At 69.0% G+C, this 24,425-nt stretch carries 29 protein-coding genes; 9 read left to right on the forward strand and 20 right to left on the reverse strand.

Features of this window, described 5'->3' with window-relative positions:
* Positions 1 to 20: 20 nt before the first annotated feature.
* The 5 genes from ACZ5BU_RS15340 to ACZ5BU_RS15360 form a co-directional block, all read right to left on the reverse strand.
* The gene (locus ACZ5BU_RS15340) at positions 21 to 287 is read right to left on the reverse strand and encodes a hypothetical protein (RefSeq protein ID WP_465699300.1); all 267 of its coding nucleotides are present in this window, start codon (positions 285 to 287) and stop codon (positions 21 to 23) included.
* 223 nt (positions 288 to 510) lie between these two features.
* Positions 511 to 1,557 carry a zinc-dependent alcohol dehydrogenase family protein gene (locus ACZ5BU_RS15345; protein WP_465699301.1) on the reverse strand — a complete coding sequence of 349 codons (1,047 nt, stop codon included), beginning with the start codon at positions 1,555 to 1,557 and terminating at the stop codon, positions 511 to 513.
* A 43-nt stretch (positions 1,558 to 1,600) separates the two neighbouring features.
* Positions 1,601 to 2,704: an NAD(P)/FAD-dependent oxidoreductase gene (locus tag ACZ5BU_RS15350; protein WP_465699303.1), complete on the reverse strand. Its 1,104-nt coding sequence runs from the start codon at positions 2,702 to 2,704 to the stop codon at positions 1,601 to 1,603.
* A 105-nt stretch (positions 2,705 to 2,809) separates the two neighbouring features.
* Positions 2,810 to 3,004, reverse strand: a complete 195-nt coding sequence (locus ACZ5BU_RS15355; RefSeq protein WP_465699305.1) for a hypothetical protein — start codon at positions 3,002 to 3,004, stop codon at positions 2,810 to 2,812.
* Between the two features lie 91 nt (positions 3,005 to 3,095).
* Positions 3,096 to 3,872, reverse strand: coding sequence for a hypothetical protein (locus tag ACZ5BU_RS15360; protein WP_465699307.1), 777 nt, complete (start codon positions 3,870 to 3,872; stop codon positions 3,096 to 3,098).
* Positions 3,873 to 3,973: 101 nt separating this feature from the next.
* Here ACZ5BU_RS15360 and ACZ5BU_RS15365 point away from each other — a divergent pair, with 101 nt between their 5' ends.
* Positions 3,974 to 4,336 (forward strand): nuclear transport factor 2 family protein, encoded by a 363-nt coding sequence (locus tag ACZ5BU_RS15365; RefSeq protein WP_465699308.1) that lies wholly within the window; start codon positions 3,974 to 3,976, stop codon positions 4,334 to 4,336.
* A gap of 118 nt (positions 4,337 to 4,454) precedes the next feature.
* On the opposite strand, the gene ACZ5BU_RS15370 is transcribed toward ACZ5BU_RS15365, so the two are convergent.
* Positions 4,455 to 5,276 carry a SigB/SigF/SigG family RNA polymerase sigma factor gene (locus tag ACZ5BU_RS15370; protein ID WP_465699310.1) on the reverse strand — a complete coding sequence of 274 codons (822 nt, stop codon included), beginning with the start codon at positions 5,274 to 5,276 and terminating at the stop codon, positions 4,455 to 4,457.
* Positions 5,277 to 5,559: 283 nt separating this feature from the next.
* On the opposite strand from ACZ5BU_RS15370, the gene ACZ5BU_RS15375 reads away from it, so the two are divergent.
* Positions 5,560 to 5,793 carry a DUF397 domain-containing protein gene (locus tag ACZ5BU_RS15375; protein ID WP_465699312.1) on the forward strand — a complete coding sequence of 78 codons (234 nt, stop codon included), beginning with the start codon at positions 5,560 to 5,562 and terminating at the stop codon, positions 5,791 to 5,793.
* Positions 5,794 to 6,021: 228 nt separating this feature from the next.
* Here the strand turns inward: ACZ5BU_RS15375 and ACZ5BU_RS15380 are convergent, their stop codons facing one another.
* Entirely contained in the window at positions 6,022 to 6,240 is a 219-nt protein-coding gene (locus ACZ5BU_RS15380) for a hypothetical protein (RefSeq protein WP_465699314.1), read from the reverse strand.
* Entirely contained in the window at positions 6,237 to 6,431 is a 195-nt protein-coding gene (locus tag ACZ5BU_RS15385) for a hypothetical protein (protein ID WP_465699316.1), read from the reverse strand. The genes ACZ5BU_RS15380 and ACZ5BU_RS15385 overlap by 4 nt, the downstream gene beginning before the upstream one ends.
* Before the next feature lie 445 nt (positions 6,432 to 6,876).
* Between ACZ5BU_RS15385 and ACZ5BU_RS15390 the strand changes: the two genes are divergently transcribed.
* Positions 6,877 to 7,752, forward strand: coding sequence for a helix-turn-helix domain-containing protein (locus ACZ5BU_RS15390; RefSeq protein ID WP_465699317.1), 876 nt, complete (start codon positions 6,877 to 6,879; stop codon positions 7,750 to 7,752).
* A gap of 27 nt (positions 7,753 to 7,779) precedes the next feature.
* On the opposite strand, the gene ACZ5BU_RS15395 is transcribed toward ACZ5BU_RS15390, so the two are convergent.
* The gene (locus ACZ5BU_RS15395; protein WP_465699319.1) at positions 7,780 to 8,406 is read right to left on the reverse strand and encodes a DUF2461 domain-containing protein; all 627 of its coding nucleotides are present in this window, start codon (positions 8,404 to 8,406) and stop codon (positions 7,780 to 7,782) included.
* A gap of 43 nt (positions 8,407 to 8,449) precedes the next feature.
* On the opposite strand from ACZ5BU_RS15395, the gene ACZ5BU_RS15400 reads away from it, so the two are divergent.
* Positions 8,450 to 9,400, forward strand: coding sequence for a quinone oxidoreductase family protein (locus ACZ5BU_RS15400; RefSeq protein ID WP_465699321.1), 951 nt, complete (start codon positions 8,450 to 8,452; stop codon positions 9,398 to 9,400).
* Here ACZ5BU_RS15400 and ACZ5BU_RS15405 read toward each other — a convergent pair.
* From ACZ5BU_RS15405 to ACZ5BU_RS15415, 3 genes are all read right to left on the reverse strand, one after another.
* Positions 9,390 to 10,502, reverse strand: a complete 1,113-nt coding sequence (locus tag ACZ5BU_RS15405) for an epoxide hydrolase family protein (RefSeq protein ID WP_465699322.1) — start codon at positions 10,500 to 10,502, stop codon at positions 9,390 to 9,392. The genes ACZ5BU_RS15400 and ACZ5BU_RS15405 overlap by 11 nt on opposite strands.
* A gap of 28 nt (positions 10,503 to 10,530) precedes the next feature.
* On the reverse strand, positions 10,531 to 10,827 hold the full coding sequence (locus tag ACZ5BU_RS15410; protein ID WP_465699324.1) for a hypothetical protein: 297 nt from the start codon (positions 10,825 to 10,827) through the stop codon (positions 10,531 to 10,533).
* A gap of 194 nt (positions 10,828 to 11,021) precedes the next feature.
* Complete coding sequence (locus ACZ5BU_RS15415) at positions 11,022 to 11,294, reverse strand: DUF1905 domain-containing protein (protein ID WP_465699326.1); 273 nt, start codon at positions 11,292 to 11,294, stop codon at positions 11,022 to 11,024.
* 85 nt (positions 11,295 to 11,379) lie between these two features.
* On the opposite strand from ACZ5BU_RS15415, the gene ACZ5BU_RS15420 reads away from it, so the two are divergent.
* Positions 11,380 to 11,892, forward strand: a complete 513-nt coding sequence (locus tag ACZ5BU_RS15420) for a GNAT family N-acetyltransferase (RefSeq protein ID WP_465701051.1) — start codon at positions 11,380 to 11,382, stop codon at positions 11,890 to 11,892.
* On the opposite strand, the gene ACZ5BU_RS15425 is transcribed toward ACZ5BU_RS15420, so the two are convergent.
* The 8 genes from ACZ5BU_RS15425 to ACZ5BU_RS15460 form a co-directional block, all read right to left on the reverse strand.
* Positions 11,846 to 12,823 carry a cation diffusion facilitator family transporter gene (locus ACZ5BU_RS15425; protein ID WP_465699328.1) on the reverse strand — a complete coding sequence of 326 codons (978 nt, stop codon included), beginning with the start codon at positions 12,821 to 12,823 and terminating at the stop codon, positions 11,846 to 11,848. The genes ACZ5BU_RS15420 and ACZ5BU_RS15425 overlap by 47 nt on opposite strands.
* Positions 12,820 to 13,221, reverse strand: a complete 402-nt coding sequence (locus tag ACZ5BU_RS15430) for an ArsR/SmtB family transcription factor (protein WP_465699330.1) — start codon at positions 13,219 to 13,221, stop codon at positions 12,820 to 12,822. Before ACZ5BU_RS15430 ends, ACZ5BU_RS15425 begins: the two co-directional genes overlap by 4 nt.
* 48 nt (positions 13,222 to 13,269) lie before the next feature.
* A complete protein-coding gene (locus ACZ5BU_RS15435; RefSeq protein ID WP_465699332.1) occupies positions 13,270 to 13,902 on the reverse strand; it encodes a response regulator in 633 nt (210 codons plus the stop codon).
* Positions 13,899 to 15,053, reverse strand: coding sequence for a sensor histidine kinase (locus tag ACZ5BU_RS15440; RefSeq protein WP_465699333.1), 1,155 nt, complete (start codon positions 15,051 to 15,053; stop codon positions 13,899 to 13,901). The genes ACZ5BU_RS15435 and ACZ5BU_RS15440 overlap by 4 nt, the downstream gene beginning before the upstream one ends.
* A 7-nt stretch (positions 15,054 to 15,060) precedes the next feature.
* On the reverse strand, positions 15,061 to 15,543 hold the full coding sequence (locus ACZ5BU_RS15445) for a hypothetical protein (protein WP_465699335.1): 483 nt from the start codon (positions 15,541 to 15,543) through the stop codon (positions 15,061 to 15,063).
* A 119-nt stretch (positions 15,544 to 15,662) separates the two neighbouring features.
* Positions 15,663 to 17,261: an ABC-F family ATP-binding cassette domain-containing protein gene (locus ACZ5BU_RS15450; RefSeq protein WP_465699337.1), complete on the reverse strand. Its 1,599-nt coding sequence runs from the start codon at positions 17,259 to 17,261 to the stop codon at positions 15,663 to 15,665.
* Between the two features lie 116 nt (positions 17,262 to 17,377).
* A complete protein-coding gene (locus ACZ5BU_RS15455; RefSeq protein WP_465699339.1) occupies positions 17,378 to 18,787 on the reverse strand; it encodes an ATP-binding protein in 1,410 nt (469 codons plus the stop codon).
* Between the two features lie 2 nt (positions 18,788 to 18,789).
* A complete protein-coding gene (locus ACZ5BU_RS15460) occupies positions 18,790 to 19,473 on the reverse strand; it encodes a response regulator (protein ID WP_465699341.1) in 684 nt (227 codons plus the stop codon).
* A 165-nt stretch (positions 19,474 to 19,638) separates the two neighbouring features.
* Here ACZ5BU_RS15460 and ACZ5BU_RS15465 point away from each other — a divergent pair, with 165 nt between their 5' ends.
* The 4 genes from ACZ5BU_RS15465 (at position 19,639) to ACZ5BU_RS15480 (ending at position 24,424) form a co-directional block, all read left to right on the forward strand.
* A complete protein-coding gene (locus ACZ5BU_RS15465; RefSeq protein ID WP_465699343.1) occupies positions 19,639 to 21,426 on the forward strand; it encodes an ABC transporter substrate-binding protein in 1,788 nt (595 codons plus the stop codon).
* A 4-nt stretch (positions 21,427 to 21,430) separates the two neighbouring features.
* A complete protein-coding gene (locus ACZ5BU_RS15470) occupies positions 21,431 to 22,408 on the forward strand; it encodes an ABC transporter ATP-binding protein (RefSeq protein WP_465699345.1) in 978 nt (325 codons plus the stop codon).
* 76 nt (positions 22,409 to 22,484) lie between these two features.
* Positions 22,485 to 23,501 (forward strand): ABC transporter ATP-binding protein, encoded by a 1,017-nt coding sequence (locus ACZ5BU_RS15475; protein ID WP_465699347.1) that lies wholly within the window; start codon positions 22,485 to 22,487, stop codon positions 23,499 to 23,501.
* Complete coding sequence (locus ACZ5BU_RS15480; protein ID WP_465699348.1) at positions 23,498 to 24,424, forward strand: ABC transporter permease; 927 nt, start codon at positions 23,498 to 23,500, stop codon at positions 24,422 to 24,424. The genes ACZ5BU_RS15475 and ACZ5BU_RS15480 overlap by 4 nt, the downstream gene beginning before the upstream one ends.
* Position 24,425: the final 1 nt, after the last annotated feature.

A 24,425-nucleotide genomic window follows, 5' to 3' on the forward strand; every position in this document is an offset into this window, starting at 1 on the left:
GTGTCAAGGTCAAGTGGGCTTCAGGAGTTGACCCGGGTACGGCGGCGGTCGCGGATCGCAGTGAAGGTGATCGCGGTGATGCCGAGGGCCAGACCGCCGACGCCGAAACCGGCCACCAGCGTGCCACGGCTGCTCAGCCGCGCATCGCACTGCATCGGCGTGATCCCCTCCCCCGGCCGGAACACCGAACCGCAGGCGTCACCACCGGCGCGTACCGGGCGAACACCGAGCACCACCCCGACGATCAGCAGCACCGCTCCCGCCACGCCGAGGATCCGGCTCAGCACCGGCCGCCCTCTCCGACGCCGCTCTCGGTGCCGTTCTTGGCGCTCCGCGGGCGCACGAGGACCGACCACGAGTGGTGGCTCAGCTCCCCCTTGCGCACGTTCACTCCCTGGCAGCTCATAAGATTTGATCAAATCTAACGCAGCTAGCTGCTTCCGCTGAAGCCCCGCACGACCGCTGTGCGGAATCTTCACTCTTTTCTAACGCATCCCGGCACGGACCGGTTCAGTCGTCGAGAACGGCGACCAGGGAGCCGCTCGCGCGGCCGTGGGCCAGGTCGGCGAGCGCCCGGTCCACGGCTCCGAACGGGACGACCGTCGTGTGCGGGACGACCGGCAGCCGCTCGATCAGGCGGAACAGTTCCTCGCCGTCGCGGCGGGTGTTGGAGGTGACGCTGCGCAGATCGCGCTCGTGGAACAGGTACCGCTCGTAGTTCAGTACCGGTACGTCGGACAGGTAGATACCGGCCACCGCAACCGTCCCACCGGGGCGCACCGCCTCGAGTGCGGGGAGGACCACTTCCCCCGCCGGCGCGAACACGATCGCCGAGTCGAGCGCGACCGGCGGACGATCCGCGGTCTCGCCCACGAACGCGGCGCCCAGCTCGCGCGCCAGCGCCCGGTTCCGCTCGCCTCGCGTCATCACGAACAACTCGGCGCCCTGAGCGGCGGCGAGCTGCGCCGTCAGGTGCGCACTGGACCCGAAGCCGTAGATCCCGAGCCGGCCGCCGGGCGGAAGGTTCGCGCGGAGCAAGGAGCGGTAGCCGATGATCCCCGCGCACAGGAACGGCGCGAGCTCCACCGCGCTCCGATCCGCCGGGAGCGCGTACGCGTACTCCTCCGGCACCACGGCGTACTCCGCGAACCCACCATCGGCATCCCAGCCCGTGTAGATCGACCGCGGACAGAGGTTCTCTGCCCCCCGTCGGCAGAACTCACAAACCCCACAAGTCCCCCGCAACCAGGCGATCCCCACCCGATCCCCCACCCCGAACCGCGCCCCACCCACCTCCGGATGATGGTCGACGCCCGCCGCCTCCCCGCCCCGGGCGATGACGGTGCCGACTGCTTGGTGCCCTGGGACAACACCCGGGCGTTTCGGGGTCAGGTCGCCCTCCGCCAGGTGCAGGTCCGTTCGGCAGATGCCGCAGGCTTCGACCTTGACCAGGAGTTCACCGGGTGCAGGTTCGGGGACGGTACGGCGTACCAACTGCAGCGGGCCGCTGTCGATAAGACCCGGTTGAGCGACGGCCCATACCTGCATCTCGTCCATGGCTCCATCATGCGACTCGCTGAAGAGCACGTTCGCGGCGAACTCAGCGCAGGATCGTGCTGAGCAGGCGCCGGGTGAGGCCGCCGTCGGCCAGGCCTAGTTCGACGAGGTCGTCGAAGACGAGTTGGTCGTTGGCGGCGGCGCGGATCCCGGCGTCGAGGATCCGGTCGGAGCGGCTGAGCTGTGCGACGAGCGCGGTGTCGCGGAGGTGGCGACGGAGCAGGCGGGACGTGCGGCGACGGTACGGCGTACCGGCGTCGGTGGATCCGGCTCGGAGGGCATCGGCGATCGAACGACCGGCGAGCAGGCCGGTCGCGACGGCGTAGTAGATGCCTTCGCCGGTCATCGGGTTGATCAGACCGGCCGCGTCGCCCGCGAGGAGTACGGGTCCGCGCTGCGGCCGCCAGGTCCGGCCGGCGAGCGGGAGGTGATGGCCCCACCACGATTCGCCGCCCTCGGTCGCGCCCGGGAGAAGAGTTTCCAAGTTCTCGAGGAGGTCGGCGCGGGTCGGGCGGGTGCCGGCGAGGAGTTCGCCGTACCCGACGTTGGACCAGCCGTCGCCACGGTCGAAGGACCAGGCGTACGACGGTTGCCGGCCGGGCCCGTACGCGATCACCTGGCTCGCGGCCCGGGCCGGCGGCGTGGGTGCGTACCCGCGGATCGCCAGCGCGACCGGGCCGGCTTTGACGCCGAGTTCCCGCCGTACGACGGAATGCGCACCGTCGGCGCCGACGACGAACCGCGCGTCCAGGTCGTCCACGTCGACGTACCCGCTGCGGATCGCCAGCCCGCGGACGCGCCGCCGGACGAACTGCGCGCCCGCCGCCCGCGCCGCCTCGACCAGCCGATGATCGAACACGGCCCGCGGCACCACCCAGGTCGGCCGCGCCAGCTGCCGATCCACGCCGACCACGCCCCGGGTCAGCGCGAACCGCTGTACCGGAGTCCAGTCGTCGAGGATCCCCTTGACACCCACACCGGCGAGCAGATCGAGCACGTGCGGTGCGATCCCGTCTCCACACGCCTTGTCCCGCGGGAACTCGTGCCGATCAACCATCAACACCGACAAACTGGGGTCCGCAGCCAACGCCCCGAGCGCAGCCGCCGTCCCAGCAGGCCCCGCCCCCACCACGATCAAGTCCCACACGTCCGCCAGTGTCCCAGCTCGAGGTGACAGCCGCTCACCTACCGCCCGTACGCCCGATCCGGCGGCTGCTCGGCCGCACCGCATGCAGGCCCCGGGCGGAGGTGGTCAGCGGGACTTGCCTTCGTTGCTGCCCCGGCTCCTGCCCGAGCCGAGCCGCCGCCGCAGGTCCTCGGTCGCCTCGACCTGCACCGGCCCATTCCCGTCATCGACAACGAACGGCTCGGTCGGATCCCCACGCCACCCATGGAGCGCCTCCAGCGCCGCCTTCTGCTCCTTCGTCAAGAACTCGTCGTCGCTCATCCCAACTCCGTTCCCTCGTCGGTTACTCGATGTTCACACCCATCCGGGTCAACCGACCGCTCGGCCACATTGCCCGAGCGGGGAGCGGGGGTCAGGTGCCGGGGCGGCGGCCGGGTTTGTGGGAGCGGCGGGGGGTTCGGCGGAGGCGGGGGGTGGACGGGGTGGGTGTGCCGGTGGAGGTGACGGGACGAGCTTCGTCCAGGTCGACGATCTTGGGTGGCGGGGGGACGAAGAGGGGGATGGTTTCTTCGTCCGGATCGGCTTCGGGAGCGAGGGCGGGTGGCGCGGGTGGCGGTGTCGGCTCGGCGCGCGCGGCTGCTTCTTTGCTGACCCGGGGGCGTGCGGCGGCGACCGCCGGGGCCGCGATGGGACTGCGGGGTTGGCGACGGGACGGGCGACGGCGTGGGAGGCGGGTGCTGAGCTCGATGCCCAGTGCATCGATCAGCTTGCGGCAGGCAACGATCGAGATCGCGACGGCGAACACGGTGCACGCCGCGAACAGAACCGACTGGCCGCCGGCTGTCCAGTTCGAAGGGTCGGTACGGGTCATCGCGGCGATCATCGCGACCACGATCGCGTTGGTGATGCCGAAGGCAACGGCCACACTGACGGTGCGGAGCAGTACGCGCCGCTCGAGGCCGACATCGTCAGCCGCGGCGACCAACCCGGCGATCAGCCCGGCCAGCACCGGCACCGTATAGACCAGCGCCAGCGTGAGTCCCGGGCTCGCGACCAGGTAGAACACGTCGAACACCAGCGCCGTACCGGTCAGCGCGGCCGCGAAACACACCACCATCGGCGGATAGGCACGAAGCACCGCGACCGCGTCCGCGGGCACGGTCTTGAACATCCGCAAGGCCAACAGCAACGACTCATCCCCTCGTCCACCCCCATTGTGCAGGTACCCAGCACCCTGAGTGAGATGCACCGACCAGCGAGTCGCCGCAACGGTCAGGCTAGGTTCGAGGGGTGGATGAAGAGGTGCGGGCGGCGGTCGACGGGGAGCTGCGGTTGTTGCTTCCTGAGGTTCGGGGGGATGCGGGGCAGGTCGACGTACTGCTCGATCCTGAGTTCGTGGAGGTCGGGGCATCGGGACGGCTGTGGGACCGGGCCGCGATCGTTGCCGCGTTGGCGTCCGGTGAGATCACCGACGCGGAGCCGATCGAGGCTCGCGAGGTCGCCGGGGTACGGCTTGCCGACGACCTCGTGCACGTTACCTATGTGTCGCAGCGTTCGGGCGGTACGGCGGTCCGCCGCAGCTCGATCTGGCGACGCACCGACGGAACCTGGCGGCTGTACTACCACCAGGGCACCCCAGCCACCGAGAACTAGCCGGGACGACAGGACGTATACGCCTGCTGCCGAGCGATCCATTGTGGTTCGCAGGCTGTCGGCCGCACGTAGCGGACGTATACGTCCTGTTCCGCTGTTCCGCTGTTCCGCTGCCGGCTCAGGCGGCGGCTTGTTCCGGCGCCAGCTTTTCGCGGAGGTCGTCGAGGATCCGGCGGAGGACCCGGGAGACCTGCATCTGGCTGACGCCGATGTCCTCGCCGATCTCGGACTGCGTCCAGCCCTCGACGAAGCGGAGCTGGAGGATGCGGCGGTCGCGGTCCCCGAGATCCGCGAGTACCGGCTCCAGCATCTCGACCGTTTCCAGCTGGTCGATGGTCGAGTCGTCGTCGTCGGCGACCACGTCGGCCAGCGTCAGCTCGGCGTCGGCCTCGGCGGGACGGTCGAGCGACAGCACGTTGAAGCAGCCCTTCGCCGCCAGTGCCTGCTCGACCTCGGCGACCTCGACCTCGAGGTGTTCGGCCAGTTCTGCCGGTGTCGGTTCGCGGTTCAGCTCCTGTTCCAGTTCGGGGAGCTTGTTCGCGATCGTGCCTTGCATCTCCTGCAGCCGGCGTGGGATCCGGACCGTCCAGGCGCAGTCCCGGAAGTACCGTTTGACCTCGCCCCGGATGGTCGGGATGGCGAACCCGATGAACGGGGTGTCGGCCTCCAGCCGGTAGTGGTGGGCCGCCTTCACCAGACCCAGGTAGGCGACCTGCTCCAGGTCGTCGGCCTCGGCGCCCCGGCCGCGGAAGCGGCGCGCGATGCCCTTGGCCATCTCCAGGTTCAGCTCGACGACCTGTTCGAGAAGTTCCTGCCGCTCTTGCTCGGTGGTGCTCGCCGCCCGGCGTTCCATCAGTTCCCGGGTGGCTGCTTCTCGGGCGGCCCGATCTGTCGGGGCGCCGTGCGGGGCCGAAGCCCGCTCGATGATGCTCGTGACCATTGGTATGACCTCGCGACTGTCTCGTCACGGCGTGGCACTTAGCTGAACCACGGTCATGCCTGCACGACAACATGTACCCCACCTCACCGGATCTCATGCACAAGCCGGTCCACGGTCCGGTAACCGTCACCGATCGCGACCGAATCGGGGATCGAAACGGGCGTTTGACCGCACGGCGATCACAAGAAGTAAGGGTGCGGACACAGGAGCCAAAAGTGTGTACGATGCAGATGCAAGGTCAAATGCACGTGCATCTGCAGCCGCATATGGAAGGTGCAGACAAATGACAGGGATCTACAACGGCATGCCGGGCGACTCGAACGGCGAGTTGAGCTGGAAGAAGAGCCAGCGCAGCGGCCCCCAGGGCAACTGCGTCGAGGTAGCCAAACTGCCGGACGGCGGTGTCGCGGTGCGCAACTCGCGCTTCGCCGGCGGACCGGCGCTGGTGTTCACGAAGGCCGAGATCGAGGCGTTCCTCGGTGGCGTCCAGGACGGCGAGTTCGACTACCTCGTCTGAGCATCGCAGAGCAGTTCACAGCAGTTGAAAGCAGTACGTAGTAGTACAGCACTAGGAACCACGAGCAAGGGCCCCTTCGCCAGGCGAGTGACGAAGGGGCCCTTTCTCGTGCCTCGAAGTCCGGCGCGCCACGCCGGCGTCCTACGGCCCGTCCGAGGGCAAATGGAAACGCCCGGGCCGACTCTCCGGCGAGAGTCGGCCCGGGCGTGCTCGAGGGGCGGGTTCGGACTACTGGACGGTGAGCGGCCAGAGCTGTTCGCTCGGAAGCTCCGAAGCCTTACCGGTGGCCGCATTGTCAACGGTGATTCGCAATCCGGTGAACTTCGGGGTCATCACCCGCTGGTACCGCGAGGCGCGGTCCGGCTCGGCGACGTACTCGGCGATCAGGTGGTCGCCCAGCCAGATCCGCACCATCTTCCGTCCTCCTGAGGGTCTGTCGGTGGTCATGGGGCCAGGCTCACGATCGGGTCGCCGTCGAGTTGGCGGACGCCGCGCAACCAGCCCTCGAAGGCCCAACGCTGTTGCTCGGGGCAACGCGCTACCAGGTCCTGGATCTCCCGCTCGGTGAGCTCCTCGGGCGCGCGGCCGCCGGCCATCGTGGCGGTCTGCTCCACAACCTCACTGTCGTCGTAGTTCATCGACTCGGGTTCCCCAACCAGTCAAGCCAACGGGGGGCCGTCGGCGCGCTCTGTAGGACCGGCCTGCCGGTTCACGCGATGTCACTTTTCGCGAGAGCCAGCTCACCTTCTGTGCATGAATCAATCATGGCGTCGGCACGCGGCGAATGCAAGCGCCCGATGCACGTGCATCCGCACGTTTTCCATTTCGAGACCACTTTGACCCTCTCTCCGCCTGAAACAGGCTGGATCGCGGCCGTCGAACGGTGTTCGCCACCGCACGGCCAACCTACTATGTACTGACAAATAGCCCTGATCGTGGCTCGGCTAGACTTACGCTCCGTGATCGCCGATCCGGATTCGCCGCCGTTTTGTAAGAACTTCGGCAGATCGGCGCCGCCCCGTGCGATGATGTGCACCTGCGGGTGAGGTTGATGAGGATCGCTGGGGCCGCTGGGAGGTGGGTGTGACCGAGTCGGGCGCGCAAAGCGGGCCGACCACGCTGCGGATCATTCTCGGAGGGCACCTTCGCCGGATGCGGGCGGCGGCCGGAATCAGCCGGTCGGACGCGGGGTGGGAGATCCGTTCGTCGGAGTCCAAGATCAGCCGGATGGAGCTGGGCCGCGTCGGCCTGAAGGAACGCGACGTCGCCGACCTCCTGAAGCTGTACGGCCTGGACGACGACGAGGAGCGCGAGCGGCTGCTGGCTCTCGCGCGTGAGGCGAACAACCCCGGCTGGTGGCACCGCTTCGGCGACGTGCTGCCGAGCTGGTTCCACTCGCACCTCGACCTCGAGGCGTCCGCGCAGCTGATCCGTATCTACGAGCTGCAGTTCGTCCCGGGTCTGCTCCAGACGAAGGAGTACATCCGCGCGGTGATCCAGCTCGGCCGCGGCATGATCCCGGCCGAGGAGGTCGAGCGCCGGATCAATCTCCGGGTCAACCGCCAGGAGGTGCTGTCCCGTGTGTCGGACCCGGTCCGGGTCTGGGCCGTCATCGACGAAGCCGCCTTGCGCCGCCCGATCGGCGGCACGAAAGTCATCGTCGACCAGCTGAACCACCTGATCGAGGTCTCGCACTGGCCGAACGTCACGCTCCAGGTGGTTCCGCTGTCGATCGGCGGCCACGCGGCGGCGGGCGGCTCGTTCAGCATCCTCCGTTTCCCGGAGTCGGACCTGCCCGACACGGTCTACATCGAGCATCTGACGAGTGCTCTGTACCTGGACAAACTCGAAGAACTCGACCAGTACACGGCGGCGATGGAATCCCTGTGCGTCGCGGCACCCCAGCCCAACAAGACCCGCGACATCCTGCTGGACATCCGCAAGGACTTCGAAGCCTGATTCCGGCTCGGCAGCGGGGGCGGGTACTCAGCTGTTGTCGGTTAGCCAGGTTATTAGGGGTTTGGTGGCTTGCCAGTCGGTGCGGATCTGGGTGAGGAGGGCGGGGGTGTGGATGACGGGGGCGAAGCCGTAGTCCTTGCCGACGGTTAGGGATTTGTGGCGGAGGAGGTCGATGCGGGGGTGGTCGGCGTCGTAGCCGCGGGGGGTGGTTTTGAGTTTGTCGCCGCCGATGGTCCAGCCGGATTTCGCCAGCTTGGCGAGGATCTTCACGAGTTGGTTGCCGCGGCGGTCGTCGTCGATGGCGGTGCGGACGCGGGCTAGGCGGTCCGCGGTGGCGTCGTAGAAGCCGGCGCCGACGCGGACGCCCGGCGCGGAGATCTGGACGTACCAGCCGGTGGCGGGGGCGACTGCGACGTACGCGCCCTGGTGGGTCTTGTACGGCGTCTTGTCCTTCGCGAAGCGGACGTCGCGGTACGGGCGGAAGAGCTTCGCCGGGCCGAACTCCTCCTCGAGCTCGGCGGTGAGGTCGGCCATCGGGACGCGGACCGACTCCTCGTAGACGTGCTTGTGGGCCGTCCAGAAGCTCTTGGTGTTGTCCATTTCGAGATCGTCGTAGAAGTCCAGCGCGGCCGCCGGAAAACCGGTAAAACTCATGCGGTAACGATAGTTCGCCCGGAAGATCGGACAGGACCCCCATATGCGCGCCATCCAGGTCACCGAGTTCGGCGGCCCCGAAGTACTCGTCCCGGCCGAGCTCGATCCGCCGGTCGCCGGACCTGATCAGCTGCTGGTCGAGGTGACCGCCGCAGGCGTGAACTTCGCCGACACGCACCGCACCGACGGGTCGTACCGCGGCGGCGTGACGCTCCCATTCGTACCGGGCGTCGAGATCGTCGGCCGTACGTCGAACGGCCGCCGGGTCCTCTCCCCCGTCTTCGAGACGGGAGGCGGGTACGCCGAGTACGCGGTGGCGCCGAAGCGCCGGGTGGTCGACGTACCCGAGGAGGTCTCCGACGGGCAGGCGCTCGCCCTGCTGATCCAGGGCCTGACGGCCTGGCACGTTCTGCGGAAGAGCGCCCGGATGGACTGCGGCGATTCCGTCCTGGTGAACGCGGCCGCGGGCGGGGTCGGCTCGCTCGCGATCCAGCTCGCGAAGCACTTCGGCGCCGGGCAGGTGATCGCGGCGGCGTCCACTCCGGCCAAACGCGAACTGGCCCTGGAGCTCGGCGCGGATGTTGCCGTGGACAACAACCTGGACGGGTACGTCGAGCGGGTCCGGGCGGCGGCCGGCGGCGGTGTCGACATCGTCCTGGATCCCACCGGTGGCGCGGCGACGCAGGCCGGGCTCGACTGTCTCAAAGACTTCGGCCGACTGGTCAACTACGGCAACGCCGGGCGCGAGGGGCGGCCGCCGATCGACCCGAGTGCGCTTGCCCAGCGCAACCTTTCGGTCGCCGGCTTCTGGCTCGTCCCGGCGATGGACCTCCCCGGCAAGTACGCCGAACCGCTGGCGGCGATGCTCGACCTGACCGCGCGCAAGCAACTCCACCCGCTGGTCGGCGCGGAGTACCCGCTGGAGGAGGCCCGGCGGTCACACGAGGACCTGCTCGCCCGCCGAACCACCGGCAAGCTGATCCTCAGACCTTGAAGAACTCGCGGATGTCGGCAGCCAGCACCTGAGGTTGTTCCAAGGCCGCGAAATGTCCGCCGTCCGGACGCGAGGTCCAGCGGACGATGTTGTCGGTGTGCTCGACCTTGTGCCGCAGCGGGATGAAGTTCTCGTGCGCGAAGTCGAGCAACGCGGTCGGCGTCCGGGACGGCTCCGCCGGCTGGCCCCAGTACGGCGCGTGTGCGCGCTCGTAGTAGATCGCGCCGGCCGATCCCGCGGTCCGGGTCAGCCAGTACAGCATCACGTTGGTGAGCAGCAGGTCCCGGTCGATCGGCGTGTCCGACCAGGTCGCGAACTTCTCCGCGATCCAGGCCAGCTGTGCGACAGGTGAGTCGGTCAGCGCGTACGCGAGGGTCTGCGGCCGCGTCGACTGCAGATCGGCGTACGCCTGCTGCTCCGACGCGAACGCCTGCTGCCGGCGCCACGAGGCCCAGGTCCGCTGCTGCTCCGCCGCGTCCAGTCCGGCGAGCTCGGAAGCCGTCGGCTCGGACGTCGCGCCGCCGCCAGGGATGAGATTGAGATGTACGCCGACCACGCGCTCCGGGTCGATCCGCCCGACCTCGCGGGAGATCGCGGCGCCCCAGTCCCCGCCCTGTACGCCGTACCGCTGGTACCCGAGCCGCGCCACCAGCTCGGTCCACGCGCGGGCCGTCCGCTTGAACTCCCAGCCGGCCTCCCGGGTCGGGCCGGACAACGTGAAGCCGGGGATGGTCGGCAGGATCAGGTGGAAGTCGCTCAGCAGCGGAACCAGGTCCGTGAACTCCACGATCGAGCCCGGCCAGCCGTGCGTGATCATCAGCGGGAGCGCATCCGGCGACGTCGACGGGATATGGGCGAAGTGCACCGTGGCGCCGTCGATCACGGTCGTGTACTGCGACCAGCTGTTCAGCCGCGCCTCGGCGGCCCGCCAGTCGTACTCGTTCCGCCAGTACGCGACCAGGTCCTGCAGGTACGCCAGCGGCACGCCGCGGGACCAGCCGGCGCCGGGTACCTCCGACGGCCAGCGCACCAGGTCCAGCCGGCGGCGCAGGTCGTCCAGGTCGCTCTCCGGCACGTCCAGCCGGAACGGTTCGATGGTCATCACCGAACCCTGACATGACCCCGGTAGGTCAGGCGACGACTTTTTCCTGGCCGCGGTCGTGCAGCACCTTCACCGCGACGGCGGCGATCAGGCAGAGGACGCCGGCGCTGATCACGATCGTGGTCAGCGTGCTGGCGCCGTTCAGAGCGTTGTCGCACGCCATCGGCGTGATCCCCGCGGCCGGCCGGAACGCCGAACCGCAGCTCGTGCCGCTCGCCGAGACCGTGCGGAACCCGAGCAGCGCGCCGGCCACCAGCAACACCACCCCGGCAGCGCCGAGCACCTTGTTCAGCGCGGTCACGAGGCACCACCTGGTGTTGGGCATGCCAACGGCTCGCACCTTGAGCCCCGTAGCACTTCGTTCACTCCTCTTCGTCGGACCACCCACGACCGACGGTACGGTCCGGCCCGCGATGATCCCCACCCGTGCAGCCGGTCAGCAACGATTCTTCACACAGTCCTTACTCAGAACATGACCGGCTGTGACGGTGATCTCAGATCAAATGGAAGTGACTCTCATCAGAGCCGCTCCTCCAGATGAACGGTGATCTCGTCGCCCGGCTGCTTGCCGATCAGGCTGCGCAGTGCGCCCTTGACCGGCAGCTTGTGGGTCCCGTCACCGAGAGCCATGAACGAACTCTCGAACGGGTGCCCGTCCATCGTGCCGCGAACCTTGACCAGGCCACGGGTCCCGAAGTACTCCGCCGAACCCTGCATCTGCACGTAGGTCCAGCCGCCCTTCGCGTCGCTCTTCTGCAGCGGTGCGGTGAACGTCTTGTCCAGCTTGCTCATGGTGAGCTCCTCTCTACACCCCATAGGTAGAGACCGCGGTCGGCGTTTCGACATCCCCGGCCAACCTATTCTGGACATCGTGGAGATGACGATCCGGCGGGCCGGGCGGGACGACGTACCGGCGGTGCTGGCGCTCCTGGACGGGGCGACCGAGTGGCTGGTCGCCCGGGGCCGGACCGATCAGTGGGGTACGGCGCCGCATTCGACGAGCCCGCGCCGGGTCGAGCAGATCGCCGGTTTCGCCGCCGACGGCGAGCTGTGGGTGGGGACCGCGGACAGCCGCGTGGTCGGGGCCCTGGCGGTCGGCGCCGCGCTGGATCACGTGCCGCCGGCAACCGAACCCGAGCTGTACGTACGCCTGCTCGTCACCGATCGCGCGTCCGCCGGGCAGAACCTCGGCGGGATCCTGCTCGACCACGCCCGCGAACTGGCCCGCGCCCAAGGCGTCCACCTGCTCCGGGTCGACTGCTTCGCAGGAGGTGACGGGGCCCTGGTCAGGTACTACGAGCGGCAAGGCTTCACGCGGGACGCCGCTTTCGCCGTACCGCGGGTCAATGGGCCGGACTGGCCGGGTCAGGTGCTTGCGCAGCGGCTGTGACGGACGACCGGTGTACGACACCGTGCGCGTCGCTGCAGTGCTCCTCGGCGCGGCCCGCCGAGGCGTGGTCGACCTGGAGCGTGGAGTGCGTCAACTGGTGGCGCTCGGCAAGTACTTGCTCGATCCGGATCCGGATCTGGTGACAGTCCAGGCCCTCGGCGACCAGGACGTGCGCGGACGCGGCCGGCTCGCCGGAGGTGATTTCCCAGACGTGCAGGTCGTGCACCTCGACGACGCCGTCGACCGCGCACAGTTCGGCGCCGAGCGCCTGCGGGTCGATCGCGGCCGGCGCCGCCTCGAGGAAGATCCGGCCCGATGCGCGGACCAGGCCGACACCGGCCTTCAGCATCAGGACGGCGACCACGAACGCGGCGATCGCGTCCGCCCGGGTGAAGCCGGTGAGCAGTACGACGAGACCGGCGATCGCGGTGGCGACGAACGCAAACAGGTCGTTGAGGATGTGCTGGAACGCGCCCTCGACGTTCAGGCTGGTGCGGTTCGCCTTGCTGATCAGCCAGGTGGCGAGCAGGTTCACGACGATGCCGGCGAGACCGGTGATCAGGACGAGCGCGCCCTTGACCTCGGGCGGGTGGATCAGCCGGTTGACGGCCTCGTACACGAAGTAGGCCGCGAGCAGCAGCAGCGTGATGCCGTTCGCCTGCGCGGAGAGGATCTCGACCCGCTTGAAGCCGTACGTGAACCCGCCGCGCGGGGGCTTCGCGGCGAGCCGGATCGCCAGCAGCGCAAGGGCGATCGCGATCGCGTCGGTGAGCATGTGCGCGGCGTCGGTGACCAGTGCGAGCGAACCGGCCGCGAGCCCGACGACCACCTCGGCGATCATGAACCCGACGATCAGCGCCAGCGCGCCGCTCAGGAGTTTGCGGTCGGCCACCGCGTTGACGGCGTGCCCGTGGCTGTGCCCGGCGCTCATGCGTGCGACCTTTCGGGATGGATGGCGTCGGTGTGCTCGGTGTGTGCGACGGCGAGGTCCAGCAGCATCCGTACGTGCGCGTCGTCGAGCCGGTAGAAGGCGTTCCGCCCGTCCCGCCGGACGGCGACCACACGATGCGCCCGCAGCAGCCGGAGCGCGTGCGACGTCGCGGACTCGCTCAGCCCGGTGATCGCGGCGAGATCGCAGACGCACAACTCGCCGTCCAGCAGCGCGACCAGCAGCTTCAACCGCCGCGGATCCCCAAGCAGCCCGAACACGTCGGCCGTGTCGACGATGTCGCCCTCGCCCGGCATCCTGGCATTGACGCTCGCCACCCGCTCCGGGTCCACCAGCCGTACGCTGCACGAGTCATGCTGCACATCTGCAGAACTCTTCATATATTCACGGTAGAGCATCACGCCCCGGACCACCAACAGCACGGTGCGTCAGGCGAGGCCCAGGCGGTAGGCGTAGGCGACGGCCTGGGCTCGGTCGCGGAGGTTGGCTTTGGCGAAGAGGTGGTTGATGTGGGTCTTGACCGTTGCTTCGCTGACTACCAGGTGGCGGGCGATCTCGGTGTTGGAGAGGCCTTCGGCGATCAGCCGGAGGACTTCCAGTTCCCGGGGAGTCAGGCCTGAGTCGGTGACTGCGACAGGTTTGGCAGTGGTGCCTTCGATCAGGCGGCGTTGGACGTCGGCGTCGAGGATGGACTGGCCGTTGGCGGCGGCTTCGAGGGCCCGGCCGATCGATTCGGCGTCCGCGTCCTTGGTGAGGAAGCCGCGGGCGCCGGCGCGCAAGGCGGACAGCACGGAGTCGTCGTCGCTGTACGTCGTCAGTACGACGACCTCGGTCCGCGGATGTTCCGTACGTACGAGCCGGGTCGCCTCGACACCGTCCATCGTCGGCATCCGCAGATCGACCAGCAGTACGTCGGGGTCGTGCTCCGCGACCAGCGCGACCGCCTCCTGGCCGTCCGACGCGGCCGCGACCACGTCGATCCCGGGCAGCAACTTCAGCAACGTGACCAGCCCGTCCCGTACCACTGTCTGGTCGTCCGCAACCACCACTCTCACACTCACGCTGGCACCTTCAGTTCGACCCGCCAGCCCGTCGATGTCGGGCCGGCCTCCAGTGATCCGCCGACCAGGTCGGCCCGTTCGCGCATCCCGAGCAGACCGTACCCGCCGGGCGCCGCCTTCTCCGGCAACTTCTCCTGCTGGTCGTCGACGGTCAGCACGACCACACGGCCGTACGACAACCGCACCCGCACCGGCGCACCCGGAGCATGCTTGCGAATGTTCGCCAGCGACTCCTGCAACGTCCGGTACAACGTACTCATCACCTCGGCGGACAGTTCACGCGACGAACCGTCCACCTCGAAGGAGGCGGCGGCCCCAGTCTCCAGCCGGTACGCCGTGACCAGATCGCCGAGCGCCCGTACGTCGGGAACCGCGTCCTCCCGCAGCGCCGCCACCGCCCGCCGCGCCTCGGCCAGTCCTTCCGCCGCCAGCCCCTGCGCCCGGGTCACCTGCTCGATCGCTTCCGGTGACGCGCCGTCGCGGACCAGCATCAGCCGCGCACCCTGCAGGCTCAGCGACAACCCGGCCAGGGAGTGCGCGAGTACGTCGTGCACGTCGCGGGCGATCCGCGCCCGCTCGGCCAGCGCCGCGGCCCGCTCGTGCTCCTCGATCGCGGCCTGCTTACGCGCCAGCGACACCTCGAGGTCCTCCAGCTGCTGCTCCCGCGACCGCCGGTTGACCGCCGCGAGCGTCAGCGCGACCACCCCGAACGCCGCCCCGAAGGCTCCCGGAACGGACCGCGTCGTCACGAACAGCGGCACACTCGCGCCGACGATGCTGATGGCAACGATGATCCACTCCAGCGGCTGCGCCCGGAAGTACCGGACCGCGGCGCGGGCGGCCCAGAACGGGATCACGATCATCGCGCTGGCCGGCAACGCGTACCAGAGCAGGCAGCCGGCGGCGGTGAACACCAGCAGCCCGTACCCGGCCCGCCCCGGCGGCGAGCCGTACTTCAGCCCGAACAGCGAAATGTTGCCGAGCACAACGATCACGCCGAGCACGACGACCGCCCAGTACGGCAGTCGCTGGACGCCGTGACCACGGGCCGCGACCAGCACCGAGAGGATCGTGATCACCCCGGGCACCGCCCGCAGCAGCAGGCCAGGCACGGAGGAATCCCGTACTTGGCCCGACAGCGTCCAACTCATGCTCACATCATGCCCGCTGGGTGGCGAGCGGTGCGTTCATCGCCAGCGACCGGCGGTAGACCATCGCGTTCTGCGCGCCGATCGTGAGGCCGATGGTCAGCGCGATCGAGGCCTGGCCGATCGGGCTGTGCGGCCAGAGCGCGGCGGCGGCGACCGACGTACCGATCCGCAGGCCGATGGTCAGCAGCCACAGTACGAGCGTCGCGGCGGTGCCCTTCTGGAACAGCCCCTGGTCGGTCGGGGTCAGCCGGACGCTGGCGCCGCGGGCGAAGCCGAGACCGATCAGCACGACCGCTTCGAGGGCGAGGAAGGCGAGTTCGCCCGTGGTCGCGGTGTGCGCAACCGACGACAGCGAGAGGACGCCGACCCCGAGCAGGATCGCGGGCATCACGAACAGCGACTTCTGCGTGACCAGGGAGCCGGTCACCTGCCGGCCGATCACCCGCACCAGCACCAGGACGCCAATCAGGATTCCGATAACGGCCGACATTTGCCTGTTCCTTCCGAGGAGTTTGGTTGTTGGTCCCAACCCTCCTCGGATCCGGCCTCCGGGACGTCAGCCCGGAGGTGAGACCCGGGTGGATACCGGGCCTCAACCCCAAGGTTGACTCAGGCCAGCGAGACCAGGTCCAGGTAGTCGTCGGACCAGAGGTCCTCGGTGGCGTCCGGGAGGATCAACACCCGGTCCGGGCGGAGCGACTCGATGGCGCCCTCGTCGTGGGTGACCATCACGATCGCCCCCGGGTAGCTGCCGACCGCCCCGAGGACCTCGTCCCGCGAGGCCGGGTCGAGGTTGTTCGTCGGCTCGTCCAGCAGCAGTACGTTCGCGCTCGAGTGGACCAGCCCGGCCAGCGCCAGGCGGGTCTTCTCGCCGCCGGACAGCACCCCGGCCGGCTTGTCCACGTCGTCGCCACTGAACAGGAACGACCCGAGCACGTTCCGGACCTCGCCGTCGGTCAGACCGGGCGCGACCGCGGCCAGGTTCTGCCGTACGGTCCCGGCCAGGTCGAGCGTGTCGTGCTCCTGGGCGAAGTACCCGAGCCGCAGACCGTGACCAGGTACGACCCGGCCGGCGTCCGGCTGTTCCCGCCCGGCGAGGAGCCGGAGCAGCGTGGTCTTGCCGGCGCCGTTCAGCCCGAGGATGACGACCCGGCTGCCGCGGTCGACGGTCAGGTCGACGCCGTTCAGCACCTGCAGAGCGCCGTACGACTTCTTCAGGCCGACCGCGGACAGCGGGGTACGACCGGACGGGGCCGGTGCCGGGAGGCGGATCTTCGCGACCCGGGACGCCCGCCGTACCGGCTCGAGGCCGGACAGCAGCTTGTCCGCGCGCCGGGCCATGTTCCGTGCAGCCACGGCCGTCGACGCACCGGCCTGCATCTTCGCCGCCTGGGCGTGCAGGACCGCGGCCTTGCGTTCGGCGACGGCACGCTCGCGCTGCCGGCGGCGCTCGTCCAGCTCCAGCTGTTCCTGGTACTTCGTCCAGCCGGTGTTGTGCAGGTCGATCGTCAGCCGCTGCGGGTCGAGGTGGAAGACCCGGTTGACCGTTGCCTTGAGCAACTCGCGGTCGTGGCTGATGACGATCAGGCCGCCGGGGTACGACAGCAGGAACTGCCGCAGCCACAGCACCGAGTCGGCGTCCAGGTGGTTGGTCGGCTCGTCGAGCAGCAACGTGTCGTGCTCCGCGAACAGGATCCGGGCCAGCTCGACCCGGCGGCGCTGCCCACCGGACAGCTCCCCGATCGGCTGCTCCAACGCCCGGTTCGGCAGCCCGACACCGGCCGCGAGCCGCGCCGCCTCCGCCTCGGCCGCGTACCCGCCGCCTGCCTGGAACGCCGCCTCGGCGCGGGTGTACGCCGCCATCGCGCGATCCTGTGCTGAGCCGGTGGCCGTACTCATCGCGGTCTCCGCCGCGCGCAACCGCCGTACGGCGTCGTCGAGGCCGCGGGCGGACAGGACGCGGTCGGTGACCGTGATCGCGGGATCCGCCGCGCGCGGGTCCTGCGGCAGGTACCCGATCGAACCGGTGACGGCGATCTGCCCGGCGGCCGGACGGGCCTCACCGGCCAGGGTCTTCAGCAGCGTGGTCTTGCCGGCGCCATTGCGGCCGACGAGCCCGACGCGGTCGCCCGCACCGACGGTGAACGAGATGTCTGCCAGCAGCAGCTGGGCGGCGACGCGAATATCAACACCGCGAACGGTGATCATGATGGTTACTCTCCGTGAATACTAGTGGACGCACTTCACCTGTGGGGATGAGTGCGCCGGCTAGACACAGAGGCAAGTAGCCATGCGCCAACGGTAACCGGGCAGGCCAACAGCCGTCAGCTGGTTTTTGCCGGCAGCTCGATCACGAACCGCGCGCCGCCGCCCGGGCGCTCGGTGACATGGATGGTGCCGTGGTGCCACTGGACGTGCCGGGCGACGATCGCGAGGCCGAGTCCGACCCCGCGGCCGCGGCCGGAGGTCTCGCCGCGGCCGAAGCGCTCGAAGATCCGGGTCCGGTCCTCGACCGCGATACCGGGGCCGGCGTCGTCGACGGTGATCACCACGCCGAGGCCGCCGGTCCGGACGCCGACGCCCTTGCAGCCTCCGGCATGGTCCTCGGCGTTCTCCACGAGGTTCGCGACCACGCGCTCGAGCCGCCGCTTGTCGGCGTGCAGGGTGAGGCCCTCGGCCTCGTGCTCGACCTCGGTCACCTCCCGCCCGGCGGCCGCGTCGGCCGCGGCCCGGACGAGGTCGGCGATCCGGACTATCTCCCGGCTGCCCCGGTCACCGCCGTCGTCGCGGGAGATCTCCAGCAGGTCGATCACCAGCCGCCGGAACCGGTCCAGGTCGTCGCCGAGCAGCTCGACCGGCTCGCGGACCGCGGCCGGCAACTCGTCGCGGTGGTTCTGGATCAGCTGCATCGAGTTCAGCATCGTCATCAGCGGCGTCCGCAGTTCGTGGCTGACGTCGCCGGCGAACCGCGCGTCCGCGGCGACCCGGCGTTCCAGGTCCGCGGCCGTCTGGTTGAACGACCGCGCGAGGCGGCCGAGGTCCTTGTCGTTCTCGGCCTGCAGCCGGGCGTCGAGCTTGCCCCGGGCAACGGCATCCGCGACGCCGGCCAGCTCGGCGAGCGGCCGGAGCGCGACCGTACTGGCCAGCCGGCCGACCGCGAGACCGATCAGCGTGGTCGCGATCGCCGCCGCGATCAGCGTGTACTTCAACGTCTGCAGCGTCTCGTCCAGCGCGGCCAGCGGATGCCATTCGAAGAACGCGTCACCCTTGACCCCCATCGGTACAGCGACCGCGAGCACCGGCTGTCCGCCGACCTGGATCCGGCGCTGCGACGGCGTACCGGCGACCGCCGCCTGGATCATGTCCGGCGGCAGGTCCGAGGGCTGCCCGGTCATCGCGTACCAGTGGTCGTCCAGGTAGAGCATCGAGGCCGCGGCGTCCGTGGACGGCAAGCTGTCGAGGACCGGCATCGGGGTCACGCCGTCCTGCAGCGTAGGCGTCGGGCACTCCACGCTTTCCCGGGCCGGCCGGCACGGTTTCGGTGGGCCGTACAGCCCGAAGCGGAGCGCGGCCGCGTTGTCCTCGGTGACGAACTTCGCGGACTCCTCGCGCTGTTCGGTCAGGTACTGCGAGACCACGCCCCAGGTCACCATCGCCAGCAGGGCCGACAGTCCGAGCGCCAGCAGGCCGTACGCCAGCATCACCCGGCCCCTGAGGGTGACTCGTCCCAGCAAGGTCAGCTCACCAGTCGATAGCCCAGGCCGCGGGCGGTGACGAGGTGCTTCGGGCTGGCCGGGTCGCGTTCGATCTTCAGCCGCAGCCGGCGGACGTGCACGTCGACGATCCGGCTGTCGCCGAAGTACCCGTAGCCCCAGACCTTCGAGAGCAGCTGCTCGCGGCTGAGTACCTTGCCCTCGGCGCCGGCCAGTTCGGCGAGCAGTTTGAACTCGGTCCGGGTCAGCGGCAGCACCTCGCCGTCCCGGGTCACCTCGGCGCCCGGCAGGTCGATCCGCAGGTCGCCGATCTCGAACAGCTCGGCCTGCCGGGAGTTGCCGGGCTCGACCCGGCGCAGCAGCGCCCGGATCCGGGCCGACAGCTCCTTGGCGACGAGCGGTTTCGTCACGTAGTCGTCGGCGCCGGCCTCCAGACCGGCGACCACGTCGTGGCTGTCGGCGCGGGCGGTCACCATGATCACCGGTACGTCACTGGAGCGGCGGATCTCCCGGCAGACCGTGAAACCGTCCCGGTCCGGCAGCATCAGGTCCAGCAGCACCACGTCCGGCGGCTCCCGGCGCAGGGCGGCGAGGGCGTCGTACCCGTTGGCCGCCTCGGCGACCTCGTACCCCTCGTCCTCGAGCGCAAGCCGCAGTACCCGCCGGATCCGCGGTTCGTCGTCGACCAGCAACAGGCTGTGTGCCACAGACACAGTGTCGCTCACCCGCGCCAGAACCGTCGGTAACGGTTGTCATGAATCCGACATCATCAAGCGGGAGCCCGGTGACATCTGTTTGACGGTTCCGTGACCCCAGGTTCCGGCCGCGCCCGGAAGTCCTAGCTTCGGCCGTACCGAGTCCGAGGAGGACCAATGGCCAGAAGACGGCTGGCGGCAGTATCCCTTGCCGCCGTGGCGAGCATCGCGCTCGCGGCTTGCAGCAATGGCGGGAACACACCGTCCGGATCGAGTACGGCCGGCACCCCGGTCACCGGCGGCACCCTGAACATGCTCGGGACCGGCGATGTCGACTACATGGATCCCAACGTCAGCTACTACTCCATCGGCTACCTGAACCTGCGGATGTGGAGCCGCCAGCTGTTCACGTACCCGGCCGATCCCGGGAGCGACAACACCAAGCCGGTCGCCGACCTGGCTGTGGACACGCCGACGGCCGCCAACGGCGGGCTGAGCGCCGACGGGAAGGTCTACACGATCAAGATCCGTCCGGGCGCGAAGTGGGACACCACCCCGGCCCGGCAGGTGACCGCGGCCGACATGGTCCGCGGCGTGAAGCGGACCTGCAACCCGGTCCAGCCGTTCGGCGGTATCCCGGACTTCGCGACCCTGATCGACGGGTACAAGGCGTACTGCGACGGCTTCGCGAAGGCACCGAAGACGGTCGCCGGGATCAAGGAGTACATCGACAAGACGCCGCTGCCGGGCGTGGTCGCCAAGGACGACACGACGGTCGAGTTCCACCTCACCCAGCCGGCCACGTACTTCGTCGACATGCTGACCCTGCCGGCCTTCTCGCCGGCGCCGGTCGAGTCGCTCAACTACCTGCCGGCCAGCACCGAGATCGGCAACCACTTCCCGTCCGACGGCCCGTACAAGGTCGATTCCTGGGTACCGACGAAGTCGATCACGTACTCCCGCAACCCGGCCTGGGACGCCGCCTCCGACCCGGTCCGCAAGGCGTACGTGGACAAGATCGTGGTGAACGAGACGGTCAGCCAGGACTCGATCCAGCAGCAGTTGCAGACCGGGACCCCGGCCGCCGACATGGAGTTCGACCAGGGCCCGCCGCCGTCGCAGCTGCCGGCGCTGATCGCCAAGAAGGACCCGAAGCTCAACCTCGGCCTGACCGCGTCCAGCAACCCGTACGTCATCTTCAACACCGTGTCGCCGAACAACAACAAGGCGCTCGCGAACGTGAAGGTGCGGCAGGCGCTCAGCTACGCGATCAACCGCGACCACATCCTGCAGGTGCTCGGTGGCCCGACCATCAACCCACCGCTGACGCAGGTCCTGCCGGACAACATCGTCGGCTCCAAGAAGAACGACCCGTACCCGTACAACGTCGACAAGGCCAAGCAGTTGCTGGCCGAGGCGGGCTTCCCGCACCTGACGCTGAAGTTCCTGTACCGGAACGCCTCCGAGGGCAGCAGCAAGGCCTTCCAGACGGTCCAGCAGGACCTGTCGAAGGCCGGGGTCACGGTCACCGGCGTACCGTCGCCGAACGCGGACTTCTACGTGAAGTACCTCCAGGTACCGAGCGTCGCGCGCCGTGGTGTCTGGGACGTGTCGCTGGCCGGCTGGGGCGCCGACTGGTACGGCAACGCGGCCCTGTCGTTCTTCAACCCGCTGTTCTCCGGCGAGCCGTCGTACCCGCCGATCGGCAGCAACTTCGGTCTGTACAACAGCCCGGCCACCAACGCCCTGATCACCCAGGCTGCCACTGCGCCCACCCAGGACCAGGCGGCCGCTCTGTGGGCCAAGGCCGACGCGCAGGTGATGACCGATGCGCCGTTCTTCCCGCTCACCAACCCGAAGAACCCGAACTACCACGCGGCGCAGGTGCACAACGCGGTCTACGTACCGGCGATGCAGAACTTCGACCCGACCAACGTATGGATCGACAAGAACAAGCAGGGCTGACCTCATGGCACTGCTGGAGGTAAGGGACCTCAAGGTCTCCTTCGACACCCCGGACGGCACCGTCCGTGCCGTCCGGGGGTTGTCGTACGACGTGGAAGCCGGCCAGACGCTCGCGGTGGTGGGCGAGTCCGGGTCCGGCAAGAGCGTCTCCACCCAGACCATCACCGGCCTCACCCGCGGCGCGAAGGTGTCCGGTACGGCGTTCTTCGACGGCACCGACCTGATCACCGCGGACGAACGGACGCTCCGCGGGTTGCGCGGCGCGCGGATCGGGATGATCTTCCAGGACCCGCTGTCCAGCCTGCATCCGCACTACCGGATCGGCTGGCAGATCGTCGAGATGATCCGCGCGCACGACCAGGAGATCAGCAAGCAAGGGGCGCGGAAGCGGGCCGCCGAACTGCTCACGCTGGTCGGCATCCCGCGGGCGGCGGAGCGGATCGACGACTACCCGCACCAGTTCTCCGGCGGGATGCGGCAACGGGTGATGATCGCGATGGCGATGGCGCTGGACCCGGCGCTGCTGATCGCGGACGAGCCCACCACCGCGCTCGACGTGACCGTGCAGGCCCAGGTGCTGAACGTGATGCGCCGCCTGCAGCAGCAGTTCGGCACCGCGATCATCCTGATCACCCACGACCTCGGAGTGGTGGCCGAGATGGCCGACGAGGTGGTGGTGATGTACGCCGGCGCGGTGATGGAACGCGCGCCGCGCCGGGACATCTTCTACCGCAACCACCATCCGTACACCCAGGGTTTGCTGGCCTCGCTGCCCGCGCGCAGCGGCGACCGGCTGACCCCGATCCCGGGGACTCCGCCCAGCCTGATCAACCTGCCCAAGGGCTGCCCGTTCGCGACCCGGTGCCCGCACGTGTTCGAGAAGTGCTCGGAAACCCCGCCGCTGCTGAACGTCGGCGGCGATCCGCACCATCAGTCCGCCTGCTGGCTTCCCCACAACGTGAACGAGGCGGTCGCATCATGAATGAGCGAAGCGAATTCATCAAACAACACAGCACGCTTGGAGCCTCATCCGCGCCCGGAGCGAAGCGAGGACGTGGATGAGTACCGAAGTACTGCTGAAGGTCGATGACGTCCGGAAGGAGTTCCCGACCCAGTCGAAGGAGGTGGTGCAGGCCGTCGCCGGTGTCTCGCTGGAGGTGCACAAGGGCGAGACCCTCGGGCTGGTCGGCGAGACCGGCTGCGGGAAGTCCACGCTGGCACGCTGTATGGCTCATCTGTACGACGTGACGTCAGGCTCGGTGTGGTTCGAGGGCAAGGACATCACGAAGCTTTCCCGCAAGGCGATGCGGCCGTTGCGCCGCGACGTCCAGGTGATCTTCCAGGACCCGTACGGCTCGCTGAACCCGCGCCGCCGGGTCGGCTCGATCATCGGCGACCCGTTCGCCATCCACAACATTGCCTCCGGCAACGAGCGGAAGAAGAAGGTGCAGGAACTGATGGAGCTGGTCGGGCTGAACCCCGAGCACTACAACAGGTTCCCGGCCGAGTTCTCCGGTGGCCAGCGGCAACGGATCGGGGTGGCCCGGGCACTGGCGCTGCGGCCGAAGCTGGTGATCTGCGACGAGCCGGTGTCGGCGCTGGACGTGTCGATCCAGGCGCAGATCATCAACCTGCTCGCGGATCTGCAGCAGGAGCTGAACCTGACGTACGTCTTCATCACGCACGACCTGTCCGTGGTCCGGCACGTCAGCGACCGGATCGCGGTGATGTACCTGGGCAAGATCGTCGAGCTGGCGCCGACCGACGAGCTGTTCGGGATGACCCGGCATCCGTACACGCGGGCGTTGCTGTCCGCGCTGCCGGTGGCCGACCCGGACACCGCCGACAGCCGCGAACAGATCATCCTCGGTGGCGACATCCCGGCCGCGACGAACCCGCCGGAGGGGTGCCGGTTCCACACCCGGTGCCCGAAGGCGCGGCTCGACTGTGCGGCAGAAGTACCACCGCTGGAACCGGTGCTGGACGACAGACCTGAGCACCGAACCGCGTGTTTCTACCCGTTGACGGTGGGCGAGGATCTGTCTACCGCAGTACCTGACTTGAAGGCATCATGACGACTGCCATCGAGCTTGTCGACGTAGTCGACGAACCCAAGGTCATCGAGGGTCGGAGTCCGTTCTCGCTCGCGATGCGGCGGCTGCGCAGGGACAAGGTGGCGATGATCTCGCTCGTCGTGATCCTGCTGATCGTGCTGATGGCGCTCCTGGCGCCGCTGTTCGCGTCCGTCACCGGGCATCCGCCGAACGAGCAGTACCGCGACATCGGGCTCACCCCGGACGGGTTGCCGCGCGGGCCGAACGGCACGTTCTGGCTCGGCACCGACGACCTAGGCCGCGACATCCTGGTCCGGATCGCGTACGGCGCCCGCATCTCACTGCTGGTCGGCGTGATCGCGACGGCCATCACGGTCGCGGTCGGCGTCGTGCTGGGTCTCGCCGCGGGGTTCCTCGGCGGGATCGTCGACACGATCCTGGCGCGGCTGATCGACGTCGTACTGTCGGTGCCGTTCCTGCTGGTCGCGATCGCGCTGGTGTCCGTGACCGGCCCGAGCCTGACTGTGACGGTGCTGGTGATCGGCTTCTTCAGCTGGGCGTCGGTGGCCCGGATCGTCCGCGGCCAGGTGCTGTCGATCCGCGAGCGCGAGTACGTCGAGGCGGCCCGTTCGCTCGGAGCGGGCGACGGCCGGATCATGTACGTCGACGTTCTGCCGAACGTGATCGCACCGGTGATCGTCTACACCACGTTGCTGATCCCGGTCGTGATCGTCACGCAGGCGACGTTGTCGTTCCTCGGGCTCGGTCTGCCGCCACCAACCGCCGACTGGGGCGGGATGATCAGCGAGTCGCAGAACTACTACACGACCGCGTGGTGGTTCATCCTGTTCCCGGGTCTGGCGCTGCTGATCACGACGCTCGCCTTCAACCTGTTCGGTGACGGGGTCCGGGACGCCTTCGACCCCCGCGCGGATCGGACCTGAT

The organism is Kribbella sp. NPDC031520 (assembly GCF_055580825.1).